Origin of the sequence: Pseudomonas sp. PONIH3 (genome assembly GCF_002934345.1) — a bacterium.
GTDB classification, from domain to species: Bacteria; Pseudomonadota; Gammaproteobacteria; order Pseudomonadales; family Pseudomonadaceae; genus Aquipseudomonas; species Aquipseudomonas soli.
On record NZ_CP026386.1, the window covers coordinates 2,272,194 to 2,292,512 of the forward strand.

At 64.8% G+C, this 20,319-nt stretch carries 17 protein-coding genes; 4 read left to right on the top strand and 13 right to left on the bottom strand.

Annotated features, from left to right (window positions below):
• Window positions 1–54 precede the first annotated feature (54 nt).
• Window positions 55–1,668 carry an L-aspartate oxidase gene (gene nadB / locus C3F42_RS10470; protein ID WP_094010129.1) on the top strand — a complete coding sequence of 538 codons (1,614 nt, stop codon included), beginning with the start codon at window positions 55–57 and terminating at the stop codon, window positions 1,666–1,668.
• Window positions 1,669–1,757: 89 nt separating this feature from the next.
• Here nadB and C3F42_RS10475 read toward each other — a convergent pair whose 3' ends face one another.
• Window positions 1,758–2,720, bottom strand: coding sequence for an NAD(P)H-quinone oxidoreductase (locus C3F42_RS10475; RefSeq protein WP_104444405.1), 963 nt, complete (start codon window positions 2,718–2,720; stop codon window positions 1,758–1,760).
• 144 nt (window positions 2,721–2,864) lie between these two features.
• On the opposite strand from C3F42_RS10475, the gene C3F42_RS10480 reads away from it, so the two are divergent.
• Together C3F42_RS10480 and C3F42_RS10485 are read left to right on the top strand one after the other, a co-directional pair.
• Window positions 2,865–4,946 carry a carboxy terminal-processing peptidase gene (locus C3F42_RS10480; protein ID WP_031314804.1) on the top strand — a complete coding sequence of 694 codons (2,082 nt, stop codon included), beginning with the start codon at window positions 2,865–2,867 and terminating at the stop codon, window positions 4,944–4,946.
• A gap of 108 nt (window positions 4,947–5,054) precedes the next feature.
• Window positions 5,055–6,812: a bifunctional diguanylate cyclase/phosphodiesterase gene (locus tag C3F42_RS10485; RefSeq protein ID WP_094010131.1), complete on the top strand. Its 1,758-nt coding sequence runs from the start codon at window positions 5,055–5,057 to the stop codon at window positions 6,810–6,812.
• 55 nt (window positions 6,813–6,867) lie between these two features.
• Here the strand turns inward: C3F42_RS10485 and C3F42_RS10490 are convergent, their stop codons facing one another.
• From C3F42_RS10490 to C3F42_RS10545, 12 genes are all read right to left on the bottom strand, one after another.
• Window positions 6,868–7,236 (bottom strand): hypothetical protein, encoded by a 369-nt coding sequence (locus C3F42_RS10490; protein ID WP_023629774.1) that lies wholly within the window; start codon window positions 7,234–7,236, stop codon window positions 6,868–6,870.
• A complete protein-coding gene (locus C3F42_RS10495) occupies window positions 7,233–7,577 on the bottom strand; it encodes a helix-turn-helix transcriptional regulator (RefSeq protein WP_038705561.1) in 345 nt (114 codons plus the stop codon). The genes C3F42_RS10490 and C3F42_RS10495 overlap by 4 nt, the downstream gene beginning before the upstream one ends.
• Window positions 7,578–7,667: 90 nt before the next feature.
• Window positions 7,668–8,108, bottom strand: a complete 441-nt coding sequence (locus C3F42_RS10500) for a YkvA family protein (protein WP_023632316.1) — start codon at window positions 8,106–8,108, stop codon at window positions 7,668–7,670.
• A gap of 281 nt (window positions 8,109–8,389) precedes the next feature.
• Entirely contained in the window at window positions 8,390–9,112 is a 723-nt protein-coding gene (locus C3F42_RS10505) for an FKBP-type peptidyl-prolyl cis-trans isomerase (RefSeq protein WP_038705560.1), read from the bottom strand.
• A 284-nt stretch (window positions 9,113–9,396) separates the two neighbouring features.
• Window positions 9,397–10,401: a PleD family two-component system response regulator gene (locus C3F42_RS10510; protein WP_038705559.1), complete on the bottom strand. Its 1,005-nt coding sequence runs from the start codon at window positions 10,399–10,401 to the stop codon at window positions 9,397–9,399.
• Between the two features lie 51 nt (window positions 10,402–10,452).
• Window positions 10,453–11,466, bottom strand: a complete 1,014-nt coding sequence (locus C3F42_RS10515; protein WP_038705558.1) for a chemotaxis response regulator protein-glutamate methylesterase — start codon at window positions 11,464–11,466, stop codon at window positions 10,453–10,455.
• Window positions 11,463–13,763 (bottom strand): hybrid sensor histidine kinase/response regulator, encoded by a 2,301-nt coding sequence (locus C3F42_RS10520; RefSeq protein WP_094010133.1) that lies wholly within the window; start codon window positions 13,761–13,763, stop codon window positions 11,463–11,465. Before C3F42_RS10520 ends, C3F42_RS10515 begins: the two co-directional genes overlap by 4 nt.
• Window positions 13,760–14,425 (bottom strand): chemotaxis protein CheW, encoded by a 666-nt coding sequence (locus tag C3F42_RS10525; RefSeq protein WP_038705556.1) that lies wholly within the window; start codon window positions 14,423–14,425, stop codon window positions 13,760–13,762. The genes C3F42_RS10520 and C3F42_RS10525 overlap by 4 nt, the downstream gene beginning before the upstream one ends.
• Window positions 14,422–15,669 (bottom strand): protein-glutamate O-methyltransferase CheR, encoded by a 1,248-nt coding sequence (locus C3F42_RS10530; protein WP_094010134.1) that lies wholly within the window; start codon window positions 15,667–15,669, stop codon window positions 14,422–14,424. Before C3F42_RS10530 ends, C3F42_RS10525 begins: the two co-directional genes overlap by 4 nt.
• Window positions 15,666–16,187: a chemotaxis protein CheW gene (locus C3F42_RS10535; protein WP_094010135.1), complete on the bottom strand. Its 522-nt coding sequence runs from the start codon at window positions 16,185–16,187 to the stop codon at window positions 15,666–15,668. Before C3F42_RS10535 ends, C3F42_RS10530 begins: the two co-directional genes overlap by 4 nt.
• Window positions 16,188–16,192: 5 nt before the next feature.
• Entirely contained in the window at window positions 16,193–17,815 is a 1,623-nt protein-coding gene (locus tag C3F42_RS10540) for a methyl-accepting chemotaxis protein (protein WP_038705554.1), read from the bottom strand.
• Between the two features lie 128 nt (window positions 17,816–17,943).
• The gene (locus C3F42_RS10545) at window positions 17,944–18,627 is read right to left on the bottom strand and encodes a tellurite resistance TerB family protein (protein WP_094010136.1); all 684 of its coding nucleotides are present in this window, start codon (window positions 18,625–18,627) and stop codon (window positions 17,944–17,946) included.
• A 183-nt stretch (window positions 18,628–18,810) separates the two neighbouring features.
• Between C3F42_RS10545 and C3F42_RS10550 the strand changes: the two genes are divergently transcribed.
• Window positions 18,811–20,235 (top strand): gamma-aminobutyraldehyde dehydrogenase, encoded by a 1,425-nt coding sequence (locus tag C3F42_RS10550; protein ID WP_038705552.1) that lies wholly within the window; start codon window positions 18,811–18,813, stop codon window positions 20,233–20,235.
• Window positions 20,236–20,319 lie beyond the last annotated feature (84 nt).

Below are 20,319 nucleotides of genomic sequence, written 5' to 3' on the forward strand. Positions count from 1 at the left end.
ATCGGCGCCCGACTATTGTGCCGTGCCCCCCCCAAAGATTACTAGTGTCCCGACATGAGCCAACAATTCCAACATGATGTCCTGGTGATCGGTAGCGGTGCCGCCGGTCTCAGCCTGGCACTGAACCTTCCCGGCCACCTGCGCATCGCCGTGCTGAGCAAGGGCGACCTGGCCAACGGTTCGACCTTCTGGGCCCAAGGCGGCGTCGCCGCAGTGCTCGATGACACCGATACCGTACAGTCGCATGTCGAGGATACCCTCAATGCCGGAGGTGGCTTGTGTCATGAGGATGCAGTGCGTTTCACCGTCGAGCACAGCCGCGAAGCCATCCAGTGGCTGATCGAGCAGGGTGTGCCGTTCACCCGTGACGAACACTACAGCGTCGACGACGGCGGTTTCGAGTTCCACCTGACCCGCGAGGGCGGCCACAGCCACCGGCGCATCATCCATGCCGCCGACGCCACCGGCGCCGCGATCTTCACTACCTTGCTGGAGCAGGCGCGCAAGCGGCCGAACATCCAGTTGCTGGAACAGCGCGTGGCCGTCGACCTGATCACCGAGCGGCGCCTGGGCCTGGATGGAGATCGCTGCCTTGGCGCCTACGTCCTGGACCGCAACACCGGCGAGGTGGACACCTTCGGCGCCCGTTTCACCGTGCTGGCCACCGGCGGCGCGGCCAAGGTGTACCTCTATACCAGCAATCCCGACGGTGCTTGCGGCGACGGCATCGCCATGGCCTGGCGCGCCGGCTGCCGGGTGGCAAATCTTGAGTTCAACCAATTCCACCCGACCTGCCTGTACCATCCGCAGGCCAAGAGTTTCCTGATCACCGAGGCCCTGCGCGGCGAGGGTGCGCTGCTGCGCCTGCCCAACGGCGAGCGCTTCATGCCGCGCTTCGACCCACGTGAAGAGCTGGCGCCACGGGATATCGTTGCCCGCGCCATCGACCACGAGATGAAGCGCCTGGGGGTGGACTGCGTCTACCTGGACATCAGCCACAAGCCGGCCGACTTCATCAAGAATCACTTCCCGACAGTCTACGAACGCTGCCTGGCGTTCGGTATCGACATCACCCGTCAGGCTATCCCGGTGGTACCGGCAGCCCATTACACCTGTGGTGGGGTAATGATCGACGAGCATGGCCACAGCGACGTGCCCGGCCTGTACGCCATCGGCGAAACAAGCTTCACCGGCCTGCATGGCGCCAACCGCATGGCCAGCAACTCGCTGCTTGAATGCTTCGTCTACGGTCGCGCTGCCGCCGCCGACATCGAGGCGCGCCTGGACCAGGTCGCCATGCCCCGTGCCCTGCCCTGCTGGGATGCCAGCCAGGTCACCGATTCGGACGAGGACGTGATCATCGCGCACAACTGGGACGAACTGCGGCGTTTCATGTGGGACTATGTCGGCATCGTGCGCACCAGCAAACGCCTGCAACGGGCCGAGCACCGGGTGCGCATGTTGCTGGACGAAATCGACGAGTTCTACAGCAACTACAAGGTCAGCCGTGACCTGATCGAGCTGCGCAACCTGGCGCAGGTGGCCGAGTTGATGATCCGCTCGGCCATGCAACGCAAGGAAAGCCGGGGCCTGCATTACACCTTGGATTATCCGGGGATGCTACCGGAGGCCAAGGACACGATCCTGGTACCAGCGAACCACGAGTAAGACCTGGACCGGCATGGGACCGGGCTAGCCGCGAAGAGAACAGCCTCTGTATCGACCTCGCGGCGCCGGCCCGCTCCCACGAACCGCCATCAAGCCAATGCTGGATCGATCACCAGCACCAGCTTCCCGGAAACCTGGTTGCTTGCCAGCTCCGCATACGCAGCTTCGGCAAATTCACCCGGATAGGTGTCGACCAGCTGTGGCGACAGTCGCCCCTCGCTGAACAACGGCCACACCTGCTGGCGCAATTCGCGCAACAATTCGGCCTTGAACCCGTCATCACGGTTGCGCAGCGTGGACCCGGTGATTTCCAGGCGCTTGCCCAACACCAGCGCCAAATCCAGCTCGACCTTGCGCCCGCCCATCAGGCCAATGATCACCCAACGCCCGTCTAGGGCCAGCAGTTGAAGGTTGAGCGACGCATAGCTGGCACCCACCGGGTCCAGAATCACATCGAATGGACCGAGCTGCTTCAGGTCGTCGAGGTTGCCATTACGCACCACGCCACCCGCAGCCCCCAGCGACTCACAGTAGGCCAGGCGCTCCGGCGAGCCGACGCTGACCCACACCGGGCTGCCGAATGCCTTGCACAGCTGGATGGCCGCAGAGCCCACGCCACTGGCGCCGGCATGCACCAGTACCTTCTCGCCAGCCTTCAATGCCCCCAGCTGGAAGATGTTCAGCCAGGCCGTGGCATACACCTCTGGAATCGCAGCGGCCTCGTGCAGGCTCAACGCTTCGGGCACCGGCAGCACATGACGGGCGTCGACCACCACCTCCTCGGCCATGCCGCCGCCGGCGAGCAATGCACAGACCCGATCGCCCACGCGCCAATCGGCACCGGCTCCAACTTCCTCGACCACGCCGGCGCATTCCAGGCCCAGGTAAAGGCTCGCACCGGGCGGTGGCGGATACAGCCCTGCGCGCTGCAGCAGGTCGGCGCGGTTCAGGCCCGCGGCGGCCACACGGATACGTACCTGCCCGGCATCGCATGCCGGGCGCTCGGCCTCGACCCACGCCACATGTCCGTCAACGCCTTGCAATGCCTTCACAGTGCCTCCATAGTTGAATCATATGACCGAGCCTGGGCACGCCAAGTCCCAGGCTTTTTGCAGTATGCGTCCGGCTCCGATGGAACCGGCGAACGGATAAGACGGCCTACTATGCGTGATCAATTGCCTCCACGTCGAATCAGCATGAAGCATTTCCTCCCCAGCACCGCCCTCGCCCTCATGATCGGCCTGGGCAGCCTCACGCTCGGTGGCAATGCGGCCGCCGCCAACAAGTGGGACAGCCTGCAGCCAGACCGCGACGAAGTAGTCGCCAGCCTCAACATCGTCGAGCTGCTCAAGCGCCACCACTACAGCAAGCCGCCGCTGGACGACGCCCGTTCGGTCATCATCTATGACAGCTACATCAAGCTGCTCGACCCTTCGCGCAGCTACTTCACTGCCGCCGACATCGCCGAATTCGACAAATGGAAGACCCAGTTCGACGACTTCCTGAAAAGCGGCAACCTCGAGCCGGGCTTCACCATCTACAAGCGCTACCTTGACCGCGTGAAATCGCGCCTGGACTTCGCCCTGGCGGAGCTGGCCAAGGGTGCCGACAAGATCGACTTCACGGTGAAGGAAGACCTGCTGGTCGACCGCAAGGATGCCCCGTGGATGAAGAACCAGGCCGAGCTCGACGACCTGTGGCGCAAGCGCGTCAAGGACGAAGTGCTGCGCCAGAAGATCGCCGGCAAGGATCCCAAGCAGATCCAGGAAACCCTGACCAAGCGCTACAAGAACCAGCTGGCGCGCCTGGACCAGACCCGCGCGGAAGACATCTTCCAGGCCTATATCAACACCTTCGCCCAGTCCTACGACCCGCACACCAACTACCTGTCGCCGGACAACGCCGAGAACTTCGACATCAACATGAGCCTGTCGCTCGAAGGCATCGGCGCGGTGCTGCAGAGCGACAACGACCAGGTCAAGATCGTACGCCTGGTGCCGGCCGGCCCTGCCGCCAAGACCAAGCAGGTGGCGCCGGCCGACAAGATCATCGGCGTCGCCCAGGGCAACAAGGAAATGGTCGACGTGGTCGGCTGGCGTCTTGACGAAGTGGTCAAGCTGATCCGCGGCCCGAAAGGCTCGGTGGTGCGCCTGGAGGTCATCCCGGCCAGCAACGCGCCGAACGACCAGACCAGCAAGATCGTCTCGATCACCCGCGAAGCGGTCAAGCTCGAGGAGCAGGCGGCGAAGAAGTCGGTGCTCAAGCTCAAGCAGGATGGCCGCGACTACAAGCTCGGCATCATCGAGATCCCGGCCTTCTATCTGGACTTCAAGGCCTACCGCGCTGGTGATCCGGATTACAAGAGCACCACCCGCGACGTGAAGAAGCTGCTCACCGAGCTGCAGAAAGAGAAAGTCGACGGCGTGGTCATCGACCTGCGCAACAACGGTGGCGGCTCGCTGCAGGAAGCCACCGAGCTGACCAGCCTGTTCATCGAGAAGGGCCCGACCGTGCTGGTGCGCAACAGCGACGGGCGCGTCGACGTGCTCGAAGACGAGAACCCCGGCGCCTTCTACAAAGGCCCGCTGGCACTGCTGGTCAACCGCCTGTCGGCGTCCGCCTCGGAAATTTTCGCCGGGGCCATGCAGGACTACCACCGTGCGCTGATCATTGGTGGCCAGACCTTCGGCAAAGGCACCGTGCAAACCATCCAGCCGCTCAACCATGGCGAACTCAAGCTGACGCTGGCCAAGTTCTACCGGGTTTCCGGGCAGAGCACCCAGCACCAGGGCGTGCTGCCGGACATCGCCTACCCGTCGATCATCGACACCAAGGAGATCGGCGAAAGCGCGCTGCCTGAAGCCATGCCGTGGGACACCATCCGTCCAGTGGTCAAGCCTGCCTCCGATCCGTTCAAACCGTTCCTGACGCAGCTCAAGGCGCAGCATGAGGCGCGCAGCGACAAGGATGCCGAGTTCGTCTATATCCGCGACCGCCTGGCACTGACCCAGAAGCTGATGAACGAGAAGACCGTCAGCCTCAACGAGCAGCAACGTCGCGCTCGCCACGACGAGATCGAAGCCAAACAGCTGGCGCTTGAGAACATCCGACGCAAGGCCAAGGGCGAAGAGCCGCTCAAGGAACTGAAAAAAGAGGACGAGGACGCCCTGCCCGCCGAGCCGGACGACACCAAGCCCGAGGACGATGCCTACCTGTCCGAGACCGGTCGCATCCTGCTCGACTACCTGAGCCTCAGCACCTCGGTGGCCAAGCACTGAAATGATGGCAAAATAATGTGAGCTGTCATCAAACAGTCACCGGACTGTCGTGAAATAGAAGGGCCGAACGTGCAAGCGTCCGGCCCTTTTCAATTCAGGAAGCAGTCCATGACCGTCACCGAACAGCTCAGCGCATTGAGTGCCATCCTGGCTCAACGCAGCATCCACTGTCTGTTCCAACCCATCGTCTGCCTTTCCGAACGGCGCATCCTCGGCTATGAGGCCCTGAGTCGCGGCCCCTCCAACAGCCCCTTGCACTCGCCCCTGAACCTGTTCGCCATCGCCCGCCAGGCCGGTCGCCTGGGTGAACTGGAGGTGCTGTGCCGGGAAACCGCCTGCCGACGCTTCAGCGAGCTGAACCTTGGGGGCCAGCTGTTTCTCAACGTCTCGCCCGAATCCCTGGTGGAACCCAATTACCCTTCCGGGCGCACTCTGCAGATGCTCGAACAGGTCGGCCTGTCCCCCAGCCGGGTGGTCATCGAACTGACCGAGCAGACCCCCACCGAAGACTTCCAACTGCTGTACAACGCCCTGCACCACTACCGCGACATGGGTTTTTCCATCGCTCTGGATGACCTGGGTGCCGGGTACTCCAGCCTGCGGCTGTGGTCGGAATTGCGCCCGGATTATGTAAAGATCGACCGACATTTCATCGACAGCATCCACCAGGACCCACTCAAGCGTGAGTTCGTCGGTTCGATCCTGCAGATCGCCCGTGCTTCCCGTGCCCAGGTGATCGCGGAAGGTATCGAGTTGGCCGAGGAACTGGCGATACTGGGCGACATGGGGGTGGATCTGGTCCAGGGCTACCTGCTGGGGCGCCCCCAGGAGTTTCCCCCAGGTGACAGCATCGGCCCGTTGCCCCCGGCGATGGATACGAACGTGGCACTGGACGAAGACAGCAGCGATCTCAGCGCGCTACTCATCCTGCAACCCTCGGTCACGCGCGATACCACCATTCAGCACGTGCTCGAGGCGTTCCACCGCCAGGCCAACCTCAATTCGCTCGCGGTGCTGGACGAGCGTGGCAAACCCTGTGGCATCGTCCACCGCTATTCACTAGCCGAGGCCCTGCTAAAGCCCTTCGGCACCGACCTTTTCGCCCGCAAACCAATCAGCCGATTGATGAGCCAGGATTTTCTCGCCGTCGAGCGCAGCCAGTCGCTGCAGCAAGTCAGCCGGCTGCTTACCAGCCGCGCCCGCCAGCGCATCGAGGAAGATTTCATCATCACCCAGAGTGGGCGCTACGTGGGGCTGGGGCGAGTGATCGACGTACTCAAGCTGATCACCGAACAGAAGATCCAGCAGGCAAGGCACGCCAACCCACTCACTTTGCTGCCGGGCAACGTGCCGATCCAGCAGTGCCTGGCGCGCTTGCTGCTGCAACGGCGCGAGGCCGCCGTATGCTACGTGGACATCGACAACTTCAAACCCTTCAACGATATCTATGGCTATGCCCGTGGCGACGAAGTGCTGTTGTGCCTGGCACAGTGCCTGAGCGACTGCGTCGATCCAAGCAGGGATTTCGTCGGCCATATCGGTGGGGATGATTTCATGCTGGTATTGGGATCGGCAGACTGGCGAGCTCGTATTGAACTGCTGGTAGAGGCCTTCGTTCGGGACTGTCGACGCTTCTATCGTGGTGAACATCTGGAAGCCGGATGCTTCGTCGCTCACAACAGGCAAGGTCAACATGAAACGTTCGAGTTGCTGTCCTTGTCGATCGGGGTGGTTTGGCTCGAACCGGGAAGCTGCGCAGGGATGGATGCCGGCCAGCTGGCCGAGCTTGCCTCACAAGCGAAAAGAAAGGCCAAGGAAATCGGTGGCGCGAGCCTGAGCCTGATCGATACGACAGTACTGGAGTAACCCCCTGGCAGGCTCCGGCAACCGCTACCACGTCAGGTAGCTCCCTCCTCCGGTTTCAAGCCTCTTCTGGATAGCGGTACTCGAACACCCGCACCACTTCCGAGGCATGCCAGGACGCAGCCTCCATGCCGTCCACCGGACCGGAAAACCGTCCCAGGCGCTCGACACACTCGAAAAACCCGGTACGTGGCAGGCGGCTGGCGCCTTGGCTGATCACCAGCGAACTGCGCAGCGGCTGCTCGGCGCGGGCGTCGAGCACCGCCAGGTACTCAAGGGCCGCGGTCAAGGTCTGCATGGCCGGGCTGGGCAATTGCAAACGCTCGAGCAGTGCCCGGTAGGTCAGCAGATGGCGTTGCCGGCGGGCCAGGTCGAGCTCGCTCAGCAGGCCCTGCCACTGCTGACGGCTGATCCTGACCTGGCTCATGACGGCTCGCTCCAGCCGGCCACGCCCAGGTGCCACGCCAGGCTGCGCAGAATGGCCGCGTCGGGGCGGCGCTCGCCAGACTCGATCATGGCCAGGTATGCCGGGCTGATGCCGACACTGCGTGCCAGCTGCTCCGGCGCCAGCCCCTTGGCCTGACGCAAGGACGCCAGCTCATCCAGTGAGGACAGGCTGGCGCTTGGTTGAGTGCTGGCAACATTGCTGTCGGTGACGGGTGCGCTGGCCGGTGCCTGGCCTGCGGCCGCGAGCAACGCCTGATACTGCTCCCAGGGAACCACTGCGTACTCGGGCTGACCGTCCCGGCTGATGACCTGAATACCCATACAACCCCCTTGACGTTGGATTACGGCATGTAATCCGTAGGCATAACCCTTATGCCAATTATATTACCAACCTCGGGGGTCTGTGCGGAATCAGCTGCCAGGCCTTTCCAGGCGCAGCGCTTCAGCGGTATCCGGCAGCCGTTCGACCACGCGCAGCCGCTCCGGCGCCTGGCTGTCGCGCCAAGCCTTGAAGCGGCCCAGCTCATCAGCCACGGTCTTGAGCACCCAGCCCAGCACGGCGATGTCATCGAGTAGGCCGACACCCAGCAGCCAGTCGGGGATGGCATCCAGTGGGCTGACGAAGTAGAGCAGCCCGGCGACGATGGTCACCAGTGCCTTGGGGCTGACAGCGCGGTACTCGCCACGCCACCAGGCCAGGCAAAGCGCCTGCATCAGGCGCAGGTCCTCGCGCAGTTGGCCCAGCTTCGGCCCTTTACGGGCCACTGCGAACAGCAATGCCGGCAGCCGGCCGCGGCTGAGCAAGCGTTCGGCAAGGGGCAGGAAGCGGGCGAAATTCCAGGGTGCGCTCATGGGGCCTCCAGGGGAGCCAGAGGTTATCCACATTTATTGTGGATAACCTTGTGAACAGGGCGGCATTGACGCCGCGTGGTGCCCACCGGGCAAGGGCCGGGTACGAATCGGGCGTTTTTTACACAACCGTTTCAACCGCGCAAACGTTTTGCGACAAAGGCACCTATATTCAGGCCGGGCACTGCTTGCGACAGTGAATGACGCCAACGGTTCGCGTCAAGCACTGCTGAAAACGACGACGCCCCGTCGAAACGGGGCGTCTTCATGCAACACGACGGCTATTACTTGGCCGGTGCTTCGCCAGCCTTGGCCGGGTCTTTGATGGCCAGCAGTTCCAGGTCGAACACCAGGACCGAGTTGGCCGGAATCAGCGGGCTCGGGCTCTGGGCGCCGTAGGCCAGTTCAGCAGGGATGTACAGCTTGTACTTCTCGCCGACATGCATCAGTTGCAGGCCTTCGACCCAACCCGGGATCACGCCGCTGACCGGCAGGTCGATCGGGCTGCCGCGCTCGACGGAGCTGTCGAATACCTTGCCGTCGGTCAGCTTGCCCTCGTAGTGGACGGTGACGACGTCGGTCGGCTTGGGTTGCGGGCCATCGGCCTTCTTCACCACTTCATACTGCAGGCCCGAGGCGGTGGTGATCACGCCAGGTTTCTTGCCGTTTTCCTCAAGGAATTTCTTGCCGGCGGCGGCTGCTTCCTCGCTGGCCTTGGTCAGGCGTTCTTCGGCGCGCTTCTGCAAGGCGGTGAAGGCTTCGACCAGCTCTTCGTCCTTGATGCGCTGTTCCTTCTTGCCAACAGCGTCCTCGATGCCTTGGGCGACGGCTTTCGAGTCGAGGTCGTCCATGCCTTCCTGGGCCAGGCTCTTGCCCATGTTCAGGCCGATACCGTAGGAGGCCTTCTGTGCTGGGGTCTTCAGCTCGACGCTGCTGGTCTGGGCGTCGCAACCGGCGAGGACCAGGCCTACCAGGGCAACCGCGGCCGCCAAACGATGCTGTTTCATGTAATTTCCTTGTTCATGCGCCATGAGGGCAATCAGGGTAAAGCCGCGAGCTTAGCAGGCGGCCGCGACCAATGGCTACCGGGATAAGAGCTGCTTTGGGAGCGGAAGTTCCTGGGTGAAAGGTTGTTCATGGTCGCACAGGCAGCCTTTGGCCAGTATTCACGCTGTTTCATGAGTCGTAGCACGCTTTTGCAGGTGAGGCTCCAGTCTTGCAATTGCTGTCGCGGCCTCTCGCCGGCAAGCCGGCTCCCACAGAAAACACCGTTGCCCTTTCAGCAACTGACTCAGGCGATCCCGACCTGATTGCGCCCACTGTTCTTGGCCTGGTACAGCCCCTTGTCCGCCGCCGAGATCAGCTGTCGGCAATGGCTGCCGACACTCGGGGTCAGGGTCGCCAGGCCGATGCTCACGGTCAGGTGCGACGCCGCCTCGGGCACGGTATGGGCGATCTTCAGGCCCATGATGGTCTGGCGCAGTTTTTCGGCCACCAGGCGCGCGCCGCCGGGCGAAGTGTTGGGCAGCACCAGGGCGAACTCCTCACCGCCATAACGCGCCGGCAGGTCGGTGGGACGCGAGCAGCAGCCACGGATGGCCTCGGCCACCTGGCGCAGGGCCTCGTCGCCGGCCAGGTGGCCGAAACTGTCGTTGAACGCCTTGAAATAGTCGACATCGATCATCAACAGCGACAACTGCTGCTGCTCGCGAATCGCCCGGCGCCATTCCAGCTCCAGGTATTCGTCGAAGTGACGACGGTTGGATAACCCGGTCAGGCCGTCCGAGTTCATCAGCCGCTGCAGCATCAGGTTGGTGTCGAGCAACTGCTGCTGGCTTACGCGCAGCGCGCGGTAGGCCTCGTCGCGCTGCAACAGGGTGAGGTAGGAGCGCGAGTGGTAGCGGATACGCGCCACCAGCTCGATGGTATCCGGCAACTTGACCAGGTAGTCGTTGGCCCCGGCGGCGAAGGCCGCGCTCTTGACCAGCGGATCCTCCTTGGTCGACAGGACGATGATCGGAATGTCCTGGGTGGCCGGGTTGTTGCGGTATTCGCGCACCAGGGTCAGGCCATCAAGGCCCGGCATGATCAGGTCCTGGAGGATTACCGTGGGCTTGATGCGCATGGCCTGGGCCACCGCCTGGTGCGGGTCGGCGCAGAAGTGGAAGTCGATGTTCTCTTCGTGGGCGAGGCCACGGCGCACCGCTTCGCCGATCATGGCCTGATCATCGACCAGCAGGACCATCGCCGCACTTTCGTTGATGGTCGTGAAACCTTCGATCGGTAGATCATTCATGCGTAATCACCCATCCACTGCCGGCCACGCGGCGCGACTCAATACATATCGTCATTTCGGAAAGATTTCCATCAGTCGTCCGGCGATTCGCTCCAGCGGACGTATTTCCACCGCCGCGTCGATCGCCGCAGCGGCCTTGGGCATGCCGTACACCGCGCTGCTCTGCTGGTCCTGGGCGATGGTCAGGAAGCCCTGCTGGCGCATCAGCTTCAGGCCCTGGGCGCCGTCGCGCCCCATGCCGGTGAGCAGCACGCCCACCGCATCGCCGGACCAGCAGCGCGCCACGCTCTCGAAGAACACATCGATCGAGGGGCGGTAGATTTCGTTGACGGGCTCGGCAGTGTAGGCCAGCTCGCCATTCTTAAGGAGGCGGATATGGTGGTTGGTGCCGGCCAGCAGCACCTGCCCCGGCTGTGGCGGCTCACCCTCGCGGGCCAGGCGCACCGGCAGGCCGGAGGCGCTGCTGAGCCACTCGGCCATGCCGGCGGCGAAAACCTGGTCGACATGCTGGACCAGCACGATGGCCGCCGGAAAACTGCGCGGCAGCCCCTTGAGCAGTACTTCCAAAGCGGCAGGCCCACCCGCGGACGAGCCGATGGCGACCAGTGCGCGGCGCTGCGAGGCCTCGCGCAGCGGCACGCTAACCGCCCGAGGCGCGCTGGGCCGCTGCTGGCCGATCAGCCAGCCGATGTTGAGGATCTTGCGCAACAGTGGCGCGGCCGCCTCGCGTGCATCACCCGCGCCCAATGCCGGGGTGTCGACCACATCCAGGGCGCCATGGCCCATGGCCTCGAAGACCCGGTGCACATTCTGCTTGCGGTCCACGGTGACGATGACGATGGCGCACGGGGTTTCGGCCATGATGCGCCGGGTCGCCTCCACGCCGTCCATGACCGGCATGATCAGGTCCATGAGGATCAGATCCGGCGTCTGCTCGGCGCACAGGCGCACCGCCTCGGCGCCGTTGCCGGCGACCCAGATCACCTGGTGCGCGGGCTCGAATGCCAACGCCCGGCGCAGGGCCTCGACGGCCATGGGCATGTCGTTGACAATGGCGATTCTCATCCCTGGGCACCTCCGATCAGCTCCTCGACCGCATCCAGCAACGCATCGTCGTGGAAGCTGGCCTTGGCCAAATAATAGTCGGCACCGGCATCCAGTCCACGACGCCGGTCTTCTTCGCGATCCTTATAGGACACCACCATCACCGGCAACGATTGCAGGCGGTTGTCGCGCCGCACCAGGGTGACCAGCTCGATCCCGTCCATGCGCGGCATGTCGATGTCAGTGATCAACAGGTCGAAATCATCGCTGCGCAGCGCGTTCCAGCCGTCCATGCCATCCACGGCCACCGCCACTTCGTAGCCGCGGTGACCCAGCAGCTTGCGTTGCAGTTCGCGCACGGTGAGCGAGTCGTCGACCACCAGGATGCGCTTGCGCACCGCACCCTTGACGCCCCGCCCACCGCGCTCGATACGCTCCAGGCGGCCGGTGCTGAGCAGCTTGTCCACCGAGCGCAGCAAGTCCTCGACATCGACGATCAGCACCACCGAACCGTCGTCGAGCAAGGCGCCAGCGGAGATGTCCTGGACTTTGCCCAGGCGCGGGTCCAGCGGCATCACCACCAGCACCCGCTCGCCGATCAGCCGCTCGACGGCCACCCCATAGAGCTGCTCGCGCTCGCGGATCACCACCACCCGCAGGCTCTGTTCGTCGCCCTGGGCCGCCGGCCGGTTGAGCAGCTGGCTGGCGGCCACCAAGCCGATGTGTCGCCCTTCGTGCCAGAAGTGCTGCCGCCCTTCAATCTGCACGATGGCCTCGGCCGCCACGTCGACGGTGCGCTCGATATGCGCCAGCGGGAAGGCGTAGGCCTCGCCGCCCACCTCGACGACCAGGCTGCGAACCACCGACAAGGTCAACGGTACTTCCACATGGAAGCAACATCCCTGGCCGGCCACCTGGGTCAACTCGATGGAGCCGCGCAGCTCACGGACCATGTGCTGCACCGCATCCAGGCCGACACCGCGCCCGGACACTTCGGTGACCGTGTCGCGCAGGCTGAACCCCGGCAGGAACAGGAAGGTCAGCAGCTCGGCCTCGCTCATCTGCGCCACCGTCTCGGCCGGCGACAATGCGCGCTCGACGATACTCTCGCGCAAGCGCTGCAGATCGATACCGGCACCGTCGTCGGACAGTTCCAGAATCAGCAGCCCGGCCTGGTGCGAGGCGCGCAGGCGCACGGTGCCCTCGCTCGGTTTACCGGCCAGCAGGCGCTGCTCGGGCAGTTCGATGCCATGATCGACCGCGTTGCGCAGCAGGTGCGTCAGCGGCGCCTCGAGCTTTTCCAGCACGTCACGGTCGACCTGGGTCTTCTCGCCCTCGATTAACAGGCGCACCGGCTTGCCCAGCGAGCGCCCGAGGTCGCGGACCATCCGGCTCTGGCCGGTGAGCACATCGGCGAACGGACGCATGCGACAGGCCAGCGCCGTGTCGTACAGCAGTTGCGCGCGCTGGCTGGCCTGCCAACCGAACTCGTCGAGATCGGCCGCCTGCTGCAAGAGGATCTGCTGGGTTTCAGCCAGCAACTGCTGGGTCTGGGCCAGCGCTTCCAGCACCTCCGGCCCCTGCCCGCTCTCTTCCAGCTGGGCCTTCAGGCCATCGAGGCCGCGCATGCCCTGGCCATGCATGCGCTTCAGGCGCTGCAGGGTGGCCAGGTAGGGTTTCAGCCGCTGGGTCTCGACCAGCGACTTGCTCGACAGATCCAGCAGGCTGTTAAGACGGTCGGCGGTCACCCGCAAGACCCGCTCGCCCCCCTCACCACCGCGCTTGCCGGCCTTGCGGGCTGGCACGGGTTCAGCTTCGGGTTCAAGCTCCGGCGGGGCCTGGAGCGTTGGCTCGGGTTCCGGCCGCGCCGCCAAGGCAGCGGGCGGCGCGCCTGGAACGCCAGCCTGCGCGATCACCGGCACGGGCGCAGAAGGCTCGAGCAGTGCTGTCATCTGTGCCAAGAACACCGCCACGGCGGCGTCGCCACCCTGATCTCCAGGGGTCGCGATGCGCATCAACAGGTCAGTGCCCTGCAACAAGGCGTCGATATGCTCCGGACGCAGCAGCAGGCGACCTTCCTGGGCGGCCACCAGGCAGTCTTCCATGACGTGGGCGACGCTGACCCCGGCATCGATACCGACAATCCGCGCAGCACCCTTGAGCGAGTGCGCCGCACGCATGCAGGCCTCGAGCTGGTCGGGTTGCGCAGGGTTGCGCTCCAGCGCCATCAAGCCGGCGCTGAGCACCTGGGTCTGGGCCTCGGCCTCCAGGCTGAACAGCTCGAGCAGCGACGCATCGCGCATTTGCTCCGGGGTCATGACAGGCTCCGCTTCACGGCTGACATCAGGTGTTGTTCATCCAGCACTCGCACACTGCGCCCTCGCCACTGCAACACGGCGGCGGTGAAATGCGCAGCATCGCGGCCGTGGTCCTGGCCCGCAAGGTCAAGACGATGGATGCCGTCGATCTCGTCCACCGGCACCACCACCGGCCCACCCTCGGCCGCCAGGATCAGCATGCGCGGCATGCTCCGCCCGGTGCGCTCCGCGCCCGACTGCGTCGGCACGCCCAGCAGGTCGGCGAGCGACAGGCAAGGCACCAGCGCACCGCGCACATTGGCGACCCCCTGCAGCACCCGCGAGCGCTGGTGCGGCAACGAGTGCACCGGCTGCGCCGGGGCGATCTCGGCAAGGCAGGCGGTGGCCAGGGCCAGCCACTCCTCGCCGAGGCGGAACAGCAGCATCGAGCGGCCGACCGCGCATTCCCCCACGATGGCCGTTTCGACCTGTTCGTCCTGGACCAGCGCATAGCGATCCAGCAAGCGCGTGGCCGCGTCGGCATACACCTCGCAATTGCGGCAGTGCACATGCCGCTCCAGCAACGGGCACTGTTTGTCGCCATGCACGCCGATGCGGTTCCAGCAATCGTCGATGGGCTGGTCGTCATTGGCGATCAGTTGCATATGGTATCCGCCGCTCATCGTTCAGACTCCCTGCCGGCCCGGGCGGCACGCTCCTGCAGGCGCCGGGCACCGGCCTCGTCCCCCTGCGCAGCCAGCAGCATGGCCAGGTGCATCAGTGCCTCAGGGTGCTGCGGCTCGAGGTAGAGCGCCTTGCGATAATGGGTGATGGCCTGCGCGGCATCGCCTTCGGTGTCACTGAGCAACCCCAGCCAGTAATAGACCTGCGCCTTGGGGGCGAACTGGCGCAGATAGCGCTCGCAGTCCGCCCTGGCCTGCCGGTTTTCACCGGCATTGGCCTGCCGGGCAATGAGGGCCAGCAACTGCGCTTCGTCTTGCGCCGGTACCGGCGTCGCTGGCACCGCGCTCGACCTGGCGACGCGGGGCGGCAGTGCCACGACACGTGGCGGCAGCGGCGCAGCGACCGGCTGGCGCGCAACCGGCAACGGCTTGGCAACAGGCCGTGGGGCATCATCCTGGCGCACGTAGGCGAATGACTGGGCAATCCCCAGCGGGCGCATGCCCAGGCGCGCCAGCAGGCTGCCCTCGGCGGGGCCGATGAACAGCACGCCCTGGGCGTGGATCAGGCGCTTGAGTACCTCGAACACCCGCTGCTGGGTCGGAACATCGAAGTAGATCAGCAAGTTGCGACAGAACACGAAATCGTATAGCCCTTCACGCGCTTTGAGCGCCGGGTCGAGCACGTTGCCCGCCTGCAGGCTGACTTGCTGGCGCACCCGCTCATCCAGGCGATGGGTATCGCCGCTTGGGCTGAAGTGCCGCTCGCGAAAGGCCAGCTCGCTGCCGCGAAAGGAGTTGCGCCCGTACAGCGCCTGCTCGCCCTTGGCCACCGAACTGGGGCTGATATCAATGCCATCGACGCGGAAAGCGCCCGGGCTCAGGCCAGCGTCGAGCAAGGCCATGGCGATCGAGTAGGGTTCCTCGCCCGTCGAGCACGGCAGGCTGAGGATGCGCAGGGGCCGTGCGCCGGCAAGTTCTGCCGCACGCTTGTGCGCCAGCCCCGCCAGCGCGGTGAAGGATTCTGGGTAGCGGAAAAACCAGGTCTCCGGAACGATGACCGCCTCGATCAGGGCCTGCTGCTCATCGCCGGACTGCTGCAAACGCAGCCAGTAGTCATCGAGATCCGCAGCCTGCACGAGCGTGCAGCGCTGGCGCAGGGCGCGCTCGACCATCGCTGCGCCGACCGACTCCACATCCAGCCCGATACGTTCCTGCAGGAAACGGAAGAAACGTTGCTCGCTCATGCTGGCTCCTGCCCGGGCCCGCCGGGGTACAGCAGCTCACGCACCGCGTCCGACAACAGGTCGTTCACCTGGATGCGCTGCAACAAACCGCGGGCGTCCTGGCGGACCGGCCCGAGGTAGCGCGCGTCGGCATTGTCCAGGCCGTATGGCTGGAATTCCTCGGGGGCACAGCGCAGCGTATCGGTAGCCTGCTCCAGGACAAGCCCCAGCTGCAGGTCAGGGCGGCGCGAGTCAGCGCGGTAGTGCACCAGTACCATCCGCGTACTGCTGCGCGACTGTGCCGGCACACCGAAGCTCAGCGCCGACAGGTCGATCACCGGCACCAGCACACCACGGTGGGCGAGCACGCCGGCCACCCAGCCCGGCGACTGGGCAATGGGCTTGAGGGTACGGCACGGCAGCACTTCGATCACTTCGCGCACGTCCAGGGCGAAGCGCTGGTCGGCGATGCGAAATTGCAGGTACAGCACGCCCTTGCCGGCTGATTCGCGATCCTCGCGAGGGGACGGTTCGTTCATCGTCGTCAGACTTTGAACCGCGAAACACCGCCACGCAGCCCGGCGGCTACCTGGCTCAGTTCGTCGATGGCGAAACTGGCCTGGCGCAGCGATTCCACGGTCTGGGTACTGGCATCGCTGAGCTGGGCCAGTGCCTGGTTGATCTGCTCGGCGCCGGTGGCCTGGGCCTGCATGCCCTCGTTGACCATCAGCACCCGCGGCGCCAGCGCCTGCACCTGATGGATTATCTGACTGAGCTGCTCGCCCACCTGCTGCACCTCGAACATGCCGCGGCGCACCTCCTCGGAGAACTTGTCCATGCCCATCACCCCGGCCGACACTGCGGACTGGATCTCGCGCACCATCTGTTCGATGTCGTAGGTGGCCACGGCGGTCTGGTCGGCAAGGCGGCGTACTTCGGTGGCGACCACGGCGAAACCGCGACCGTACTCACCGGCTTTTTCCGCCTCGATGGCGGCGTTGAGCGACAGCAGGTTGGTCTGGTCGGCGACCTTGACGATGGTCACCACCATCTGCGTGATGTTGCTGGCCTTCTCGTTGAGGATCGCCAGCTTGGCGTTGACCAGGTCGGCGGCGCCCATCACCTGGTGCATGGTCTCCTCCATGCGCGCCAGGCCCTGCTGGCCGGCACCGGCAAGGCTCGAGGCCTGGTCGGCCGACGAGGTGACTTCGGTCATGGTGCGCACCAGGTCCCGCGAGGTCGCGGCGATTTCCCGCGAGGTGGCGCCGATCTCGGTGGTGGTGGCGGCCGTCTCGGTGGCGGTGGCCTGTTGCTGCTTGGAGGTGGCGGCGATCTCGGTGACCGAGGTGGTCACCTGCACCGACGAACGCTGGGCCTGCGACACCAGATTGGCCAGGGATTCGGCCATTTCGTTGAAGCCGCCCTCGATCGCGCCGAACTCATCCTTGCGGTCCAGGCTCAGGCGCATGCTCAGGTCGCCCGAACGCAGGCCGTCGAGGGCGTGCACGATGCGCTGCATGGGGGCGGTGATCGCGCGCATCAGCAGCAGGCCGCAAACGCCGGCGGCGACGATTGCCAGCAGCAGCGAGACGATCATGCTGCCTTTGGCGGTGGCCACGGCGCTGACGATTTCATTGGTGGCGTTGTCGGCCGACTCCCGGTTGCGCTCGATCACTTCGTTCAGGTGCAGGCGCCCTTCTCTCCAGGCGGGCGTCAGCACCTCGGCGATCAACCGCTGGGCTTCGGCGTAGTTCTTCTGGCGATAGGTTTCCAGGACCTGGTCGACAATCTTGACGTAAGCCTCTTCCTGGCGCGTGAAATCGTCGAACGCGGCCTGGTCGGCCGGGTCGCGGATAGTGCCCTGGTAGCTGGCCATATGCTGCTTCAAACGGTCGTCGAAACTCTTGAACAACTCGGCATCGGTGGTGGTGAACTCGCGGTGGTTCGACAAGCCGACCAGTTGCTGGCTGGTGACATAGCTGTCGACCCAGGCGCTGCGGATCATCGAGCTGTAGTAGAGCCCGGGAATGCTGTCGGACCCTACCGCCTCCTCGCTGGACTCGATCGCCACCAGCCGCGAGTAGGCGGCCACGATCATCAGCAGCATGATGGCGATGATCACGGCGAAACTTGCCAGGATCCGTTGGCGCAAGGTCCAGTTCTTCACATTCAGCCCTCAGGAATTCGATACGAGCGGGAAAAATCGCCGAAGTATAGCCCAGGCGTCCTACGTATTTGCGGCTGAATGCTGCTGTACTCAGGCCTCCGTGCCCATTGATATGGCCAATTGCAGGCTCATTGACCCGCGGCAAGCCTGACCTGGTTCTCCAACTCCAGGCGCAAGGCAGGGTCCAGGCGCAGCTGGCGCGCCAGTTCGTCGAGGTAGGCGCGCTCCATGAAGTTCTCCTGGTCGACCATCATCACGCTGGCCAGGTACATCTCGGCAGCCATTTCCGGGGTCTGCGCGGCGCGGGCCACTTCGGCCGGATCCAGCGGCTTGTTCAGTTCAGCGTGCAGCCATTGCTGCAACTCGCGGTCGCTGTCCAGGCGAGTGAACTCGCCTTCAATCAGAGCCCGCTCACGGTCATCGATATGGCCGTCGGACTTGGCTGCCGCCACCAGCGCGCGCAACACGGCCTGGCTGTGCTGCTCGACCTGGGCCGGGGGCAGGCGATCCAGCGTCTGCGGCTGCTGATCGCCGGCGCCCTGGCGGACCTGCCAGTTGCCATAGGCCTTGTAGGCCAGCACCCCGAGCGCGGCCAGGCCGCCGTAGGTCAGTGCCTTGCCGCCATACCTGCGGGCCTTCTTGTTGCCCAGCAGCAAGCCCATGGCGCCCGCTGCCAATGCGCCACCGCCGGCACCAGACAACAGGCTGCCAATGTTCCCCGAACCTTTGTCGCTGAGGCTCTTGCCCTGCTGGTTCTGCAGCAGAGATTGACCGGTTTTCAAGAGCTGATCGAGCAGACCACGCGTGTTCATCTGACACACCTCGCAAACATTCGACGTTGAGAAGGCCCCAGAGTAGGCCGGCAAGCTGAAGCCTCGCTTAACGCATTTGCATCCAGATGTTGCCCACTCTCGTTTGTCGGTACGGCCAGTCGCTTCTAGTCTGTAGCGTCATTGCGGCGCAGTGCGCTCGAGGCCCATAAGGAGAACCGCTCCATGCAAACCCGAATGCTGATCAACGGTCACCTGGTGAACGGCGAAGGCCCGGCCTGGACCGTGCTCGACCCGGCCAAGGGCAGCGCCCTGGCGCAGATCAACGAAGCCACCGAAGCCCAGGTAGACACCGCCGTGCGCGCCGCCGACCAAGCCTTCCAGCACTGGTCGCAGACCACCCCGAAGGAACGCGCCAGCGCTTTGCTGGCGATTGCCGAGGTCATCGAACGACACGCCGAGGAACTGGCCCGGCTGGAGTCGGACAACTGCGGCAAGCCCTATGCCGCGGCGCTCGGCGACGAGATCCCGGCCATTGCCGACGTGTTCCGCTACTTCGCCGGCGCGGCACGCTGCCTGGGTGGCCTGGCGGCGGGCGAGTACCTGCCCGGGCACACCTCGATGATCCGCCGCGACCCGCTGGGCGTGGTCGCCTCCATCGCGCCGTGGAATTACCCGCTGATGATGCTGGCCTGGAAGATCGCCCCCGCGTTGGCTGCCGGCAACACCGTGGTCATCAAGCCATCGGAGTTGACCCCGCTGACGGCCCTGCGCCTTGGCGAGCTGGTCCGTGAGCTGCTGCCGGCCGGCGTGCTCAATATCCTTTTCGGCCGTGGCCAGACCGTCGGCACCCCACTGGTCACCCATGCCAAGGTGCGCATGGTGTCGCTGACCGGCTCCATCCCCACCGGCGCGCACATCATTGGCGCCACCGCCGACAGCGTGAAGCGCATGCACATGGAACTGGGCGGCAAGGCGCCGGTGCTGGTATTCGACGATGCCGACCTCGACGCGGCCATCGACGGCATCCGCACCTTCGGCTTCTACAACGCAGGGCAGGACTGCACCGCCGCCTGCCGGCTGTACGTGCAGGACGGCATCTACGAACGCTTCGTCGAACGCCTGGGCGCGGCGGTTGCGAGCATCAAGCCAGGCCCGCAGCAGGCGGCCGACACCGAACTCGGCCCGTTGATCAGCGCCCAGCATCGCGACAAGGTCGCCGGCCTGGTGAACCGTGCCATCGCCCAGCCGCACATTCGCCTGGTCACCGGTGGCAAGGCACTGCCCGGTGATGGCTTCTTCTTCGCACCGACCGTGCTGGCCGATGCGCTGCAGGACGACGAAATCGTCCGCCACGAGGTATTCGGCCCGGTGGTGTCGGTCACCCGCTTCAGCGACGAAGCCCAGGCGCTGGAATGGGCCAACGACTCGGAGTACGGCCTGGCCTCGTCGGTGTGGACCCGTGACAGCGGACGCGCCCACCGCCTCGCCGCACGGCTGCAATATGGCTGCACCTGGGTCAACACGCATTTCATGCTGGTCAGCGAGATGCCGCACGGCGGGCAGAAGCATTCCGGCTATGGCAAGGACATGTCGATGTACGGGTTGGAGGACTACACCTGTGTGCGCCATGTGATGTTCAAGCACTGATGCACGACTAGCCGGTGGGGGAAACACTCACCGGCTTTTTTCCTGCAAAGCAACGCGATTTTTCCTACCTATTGCCTGAACTAC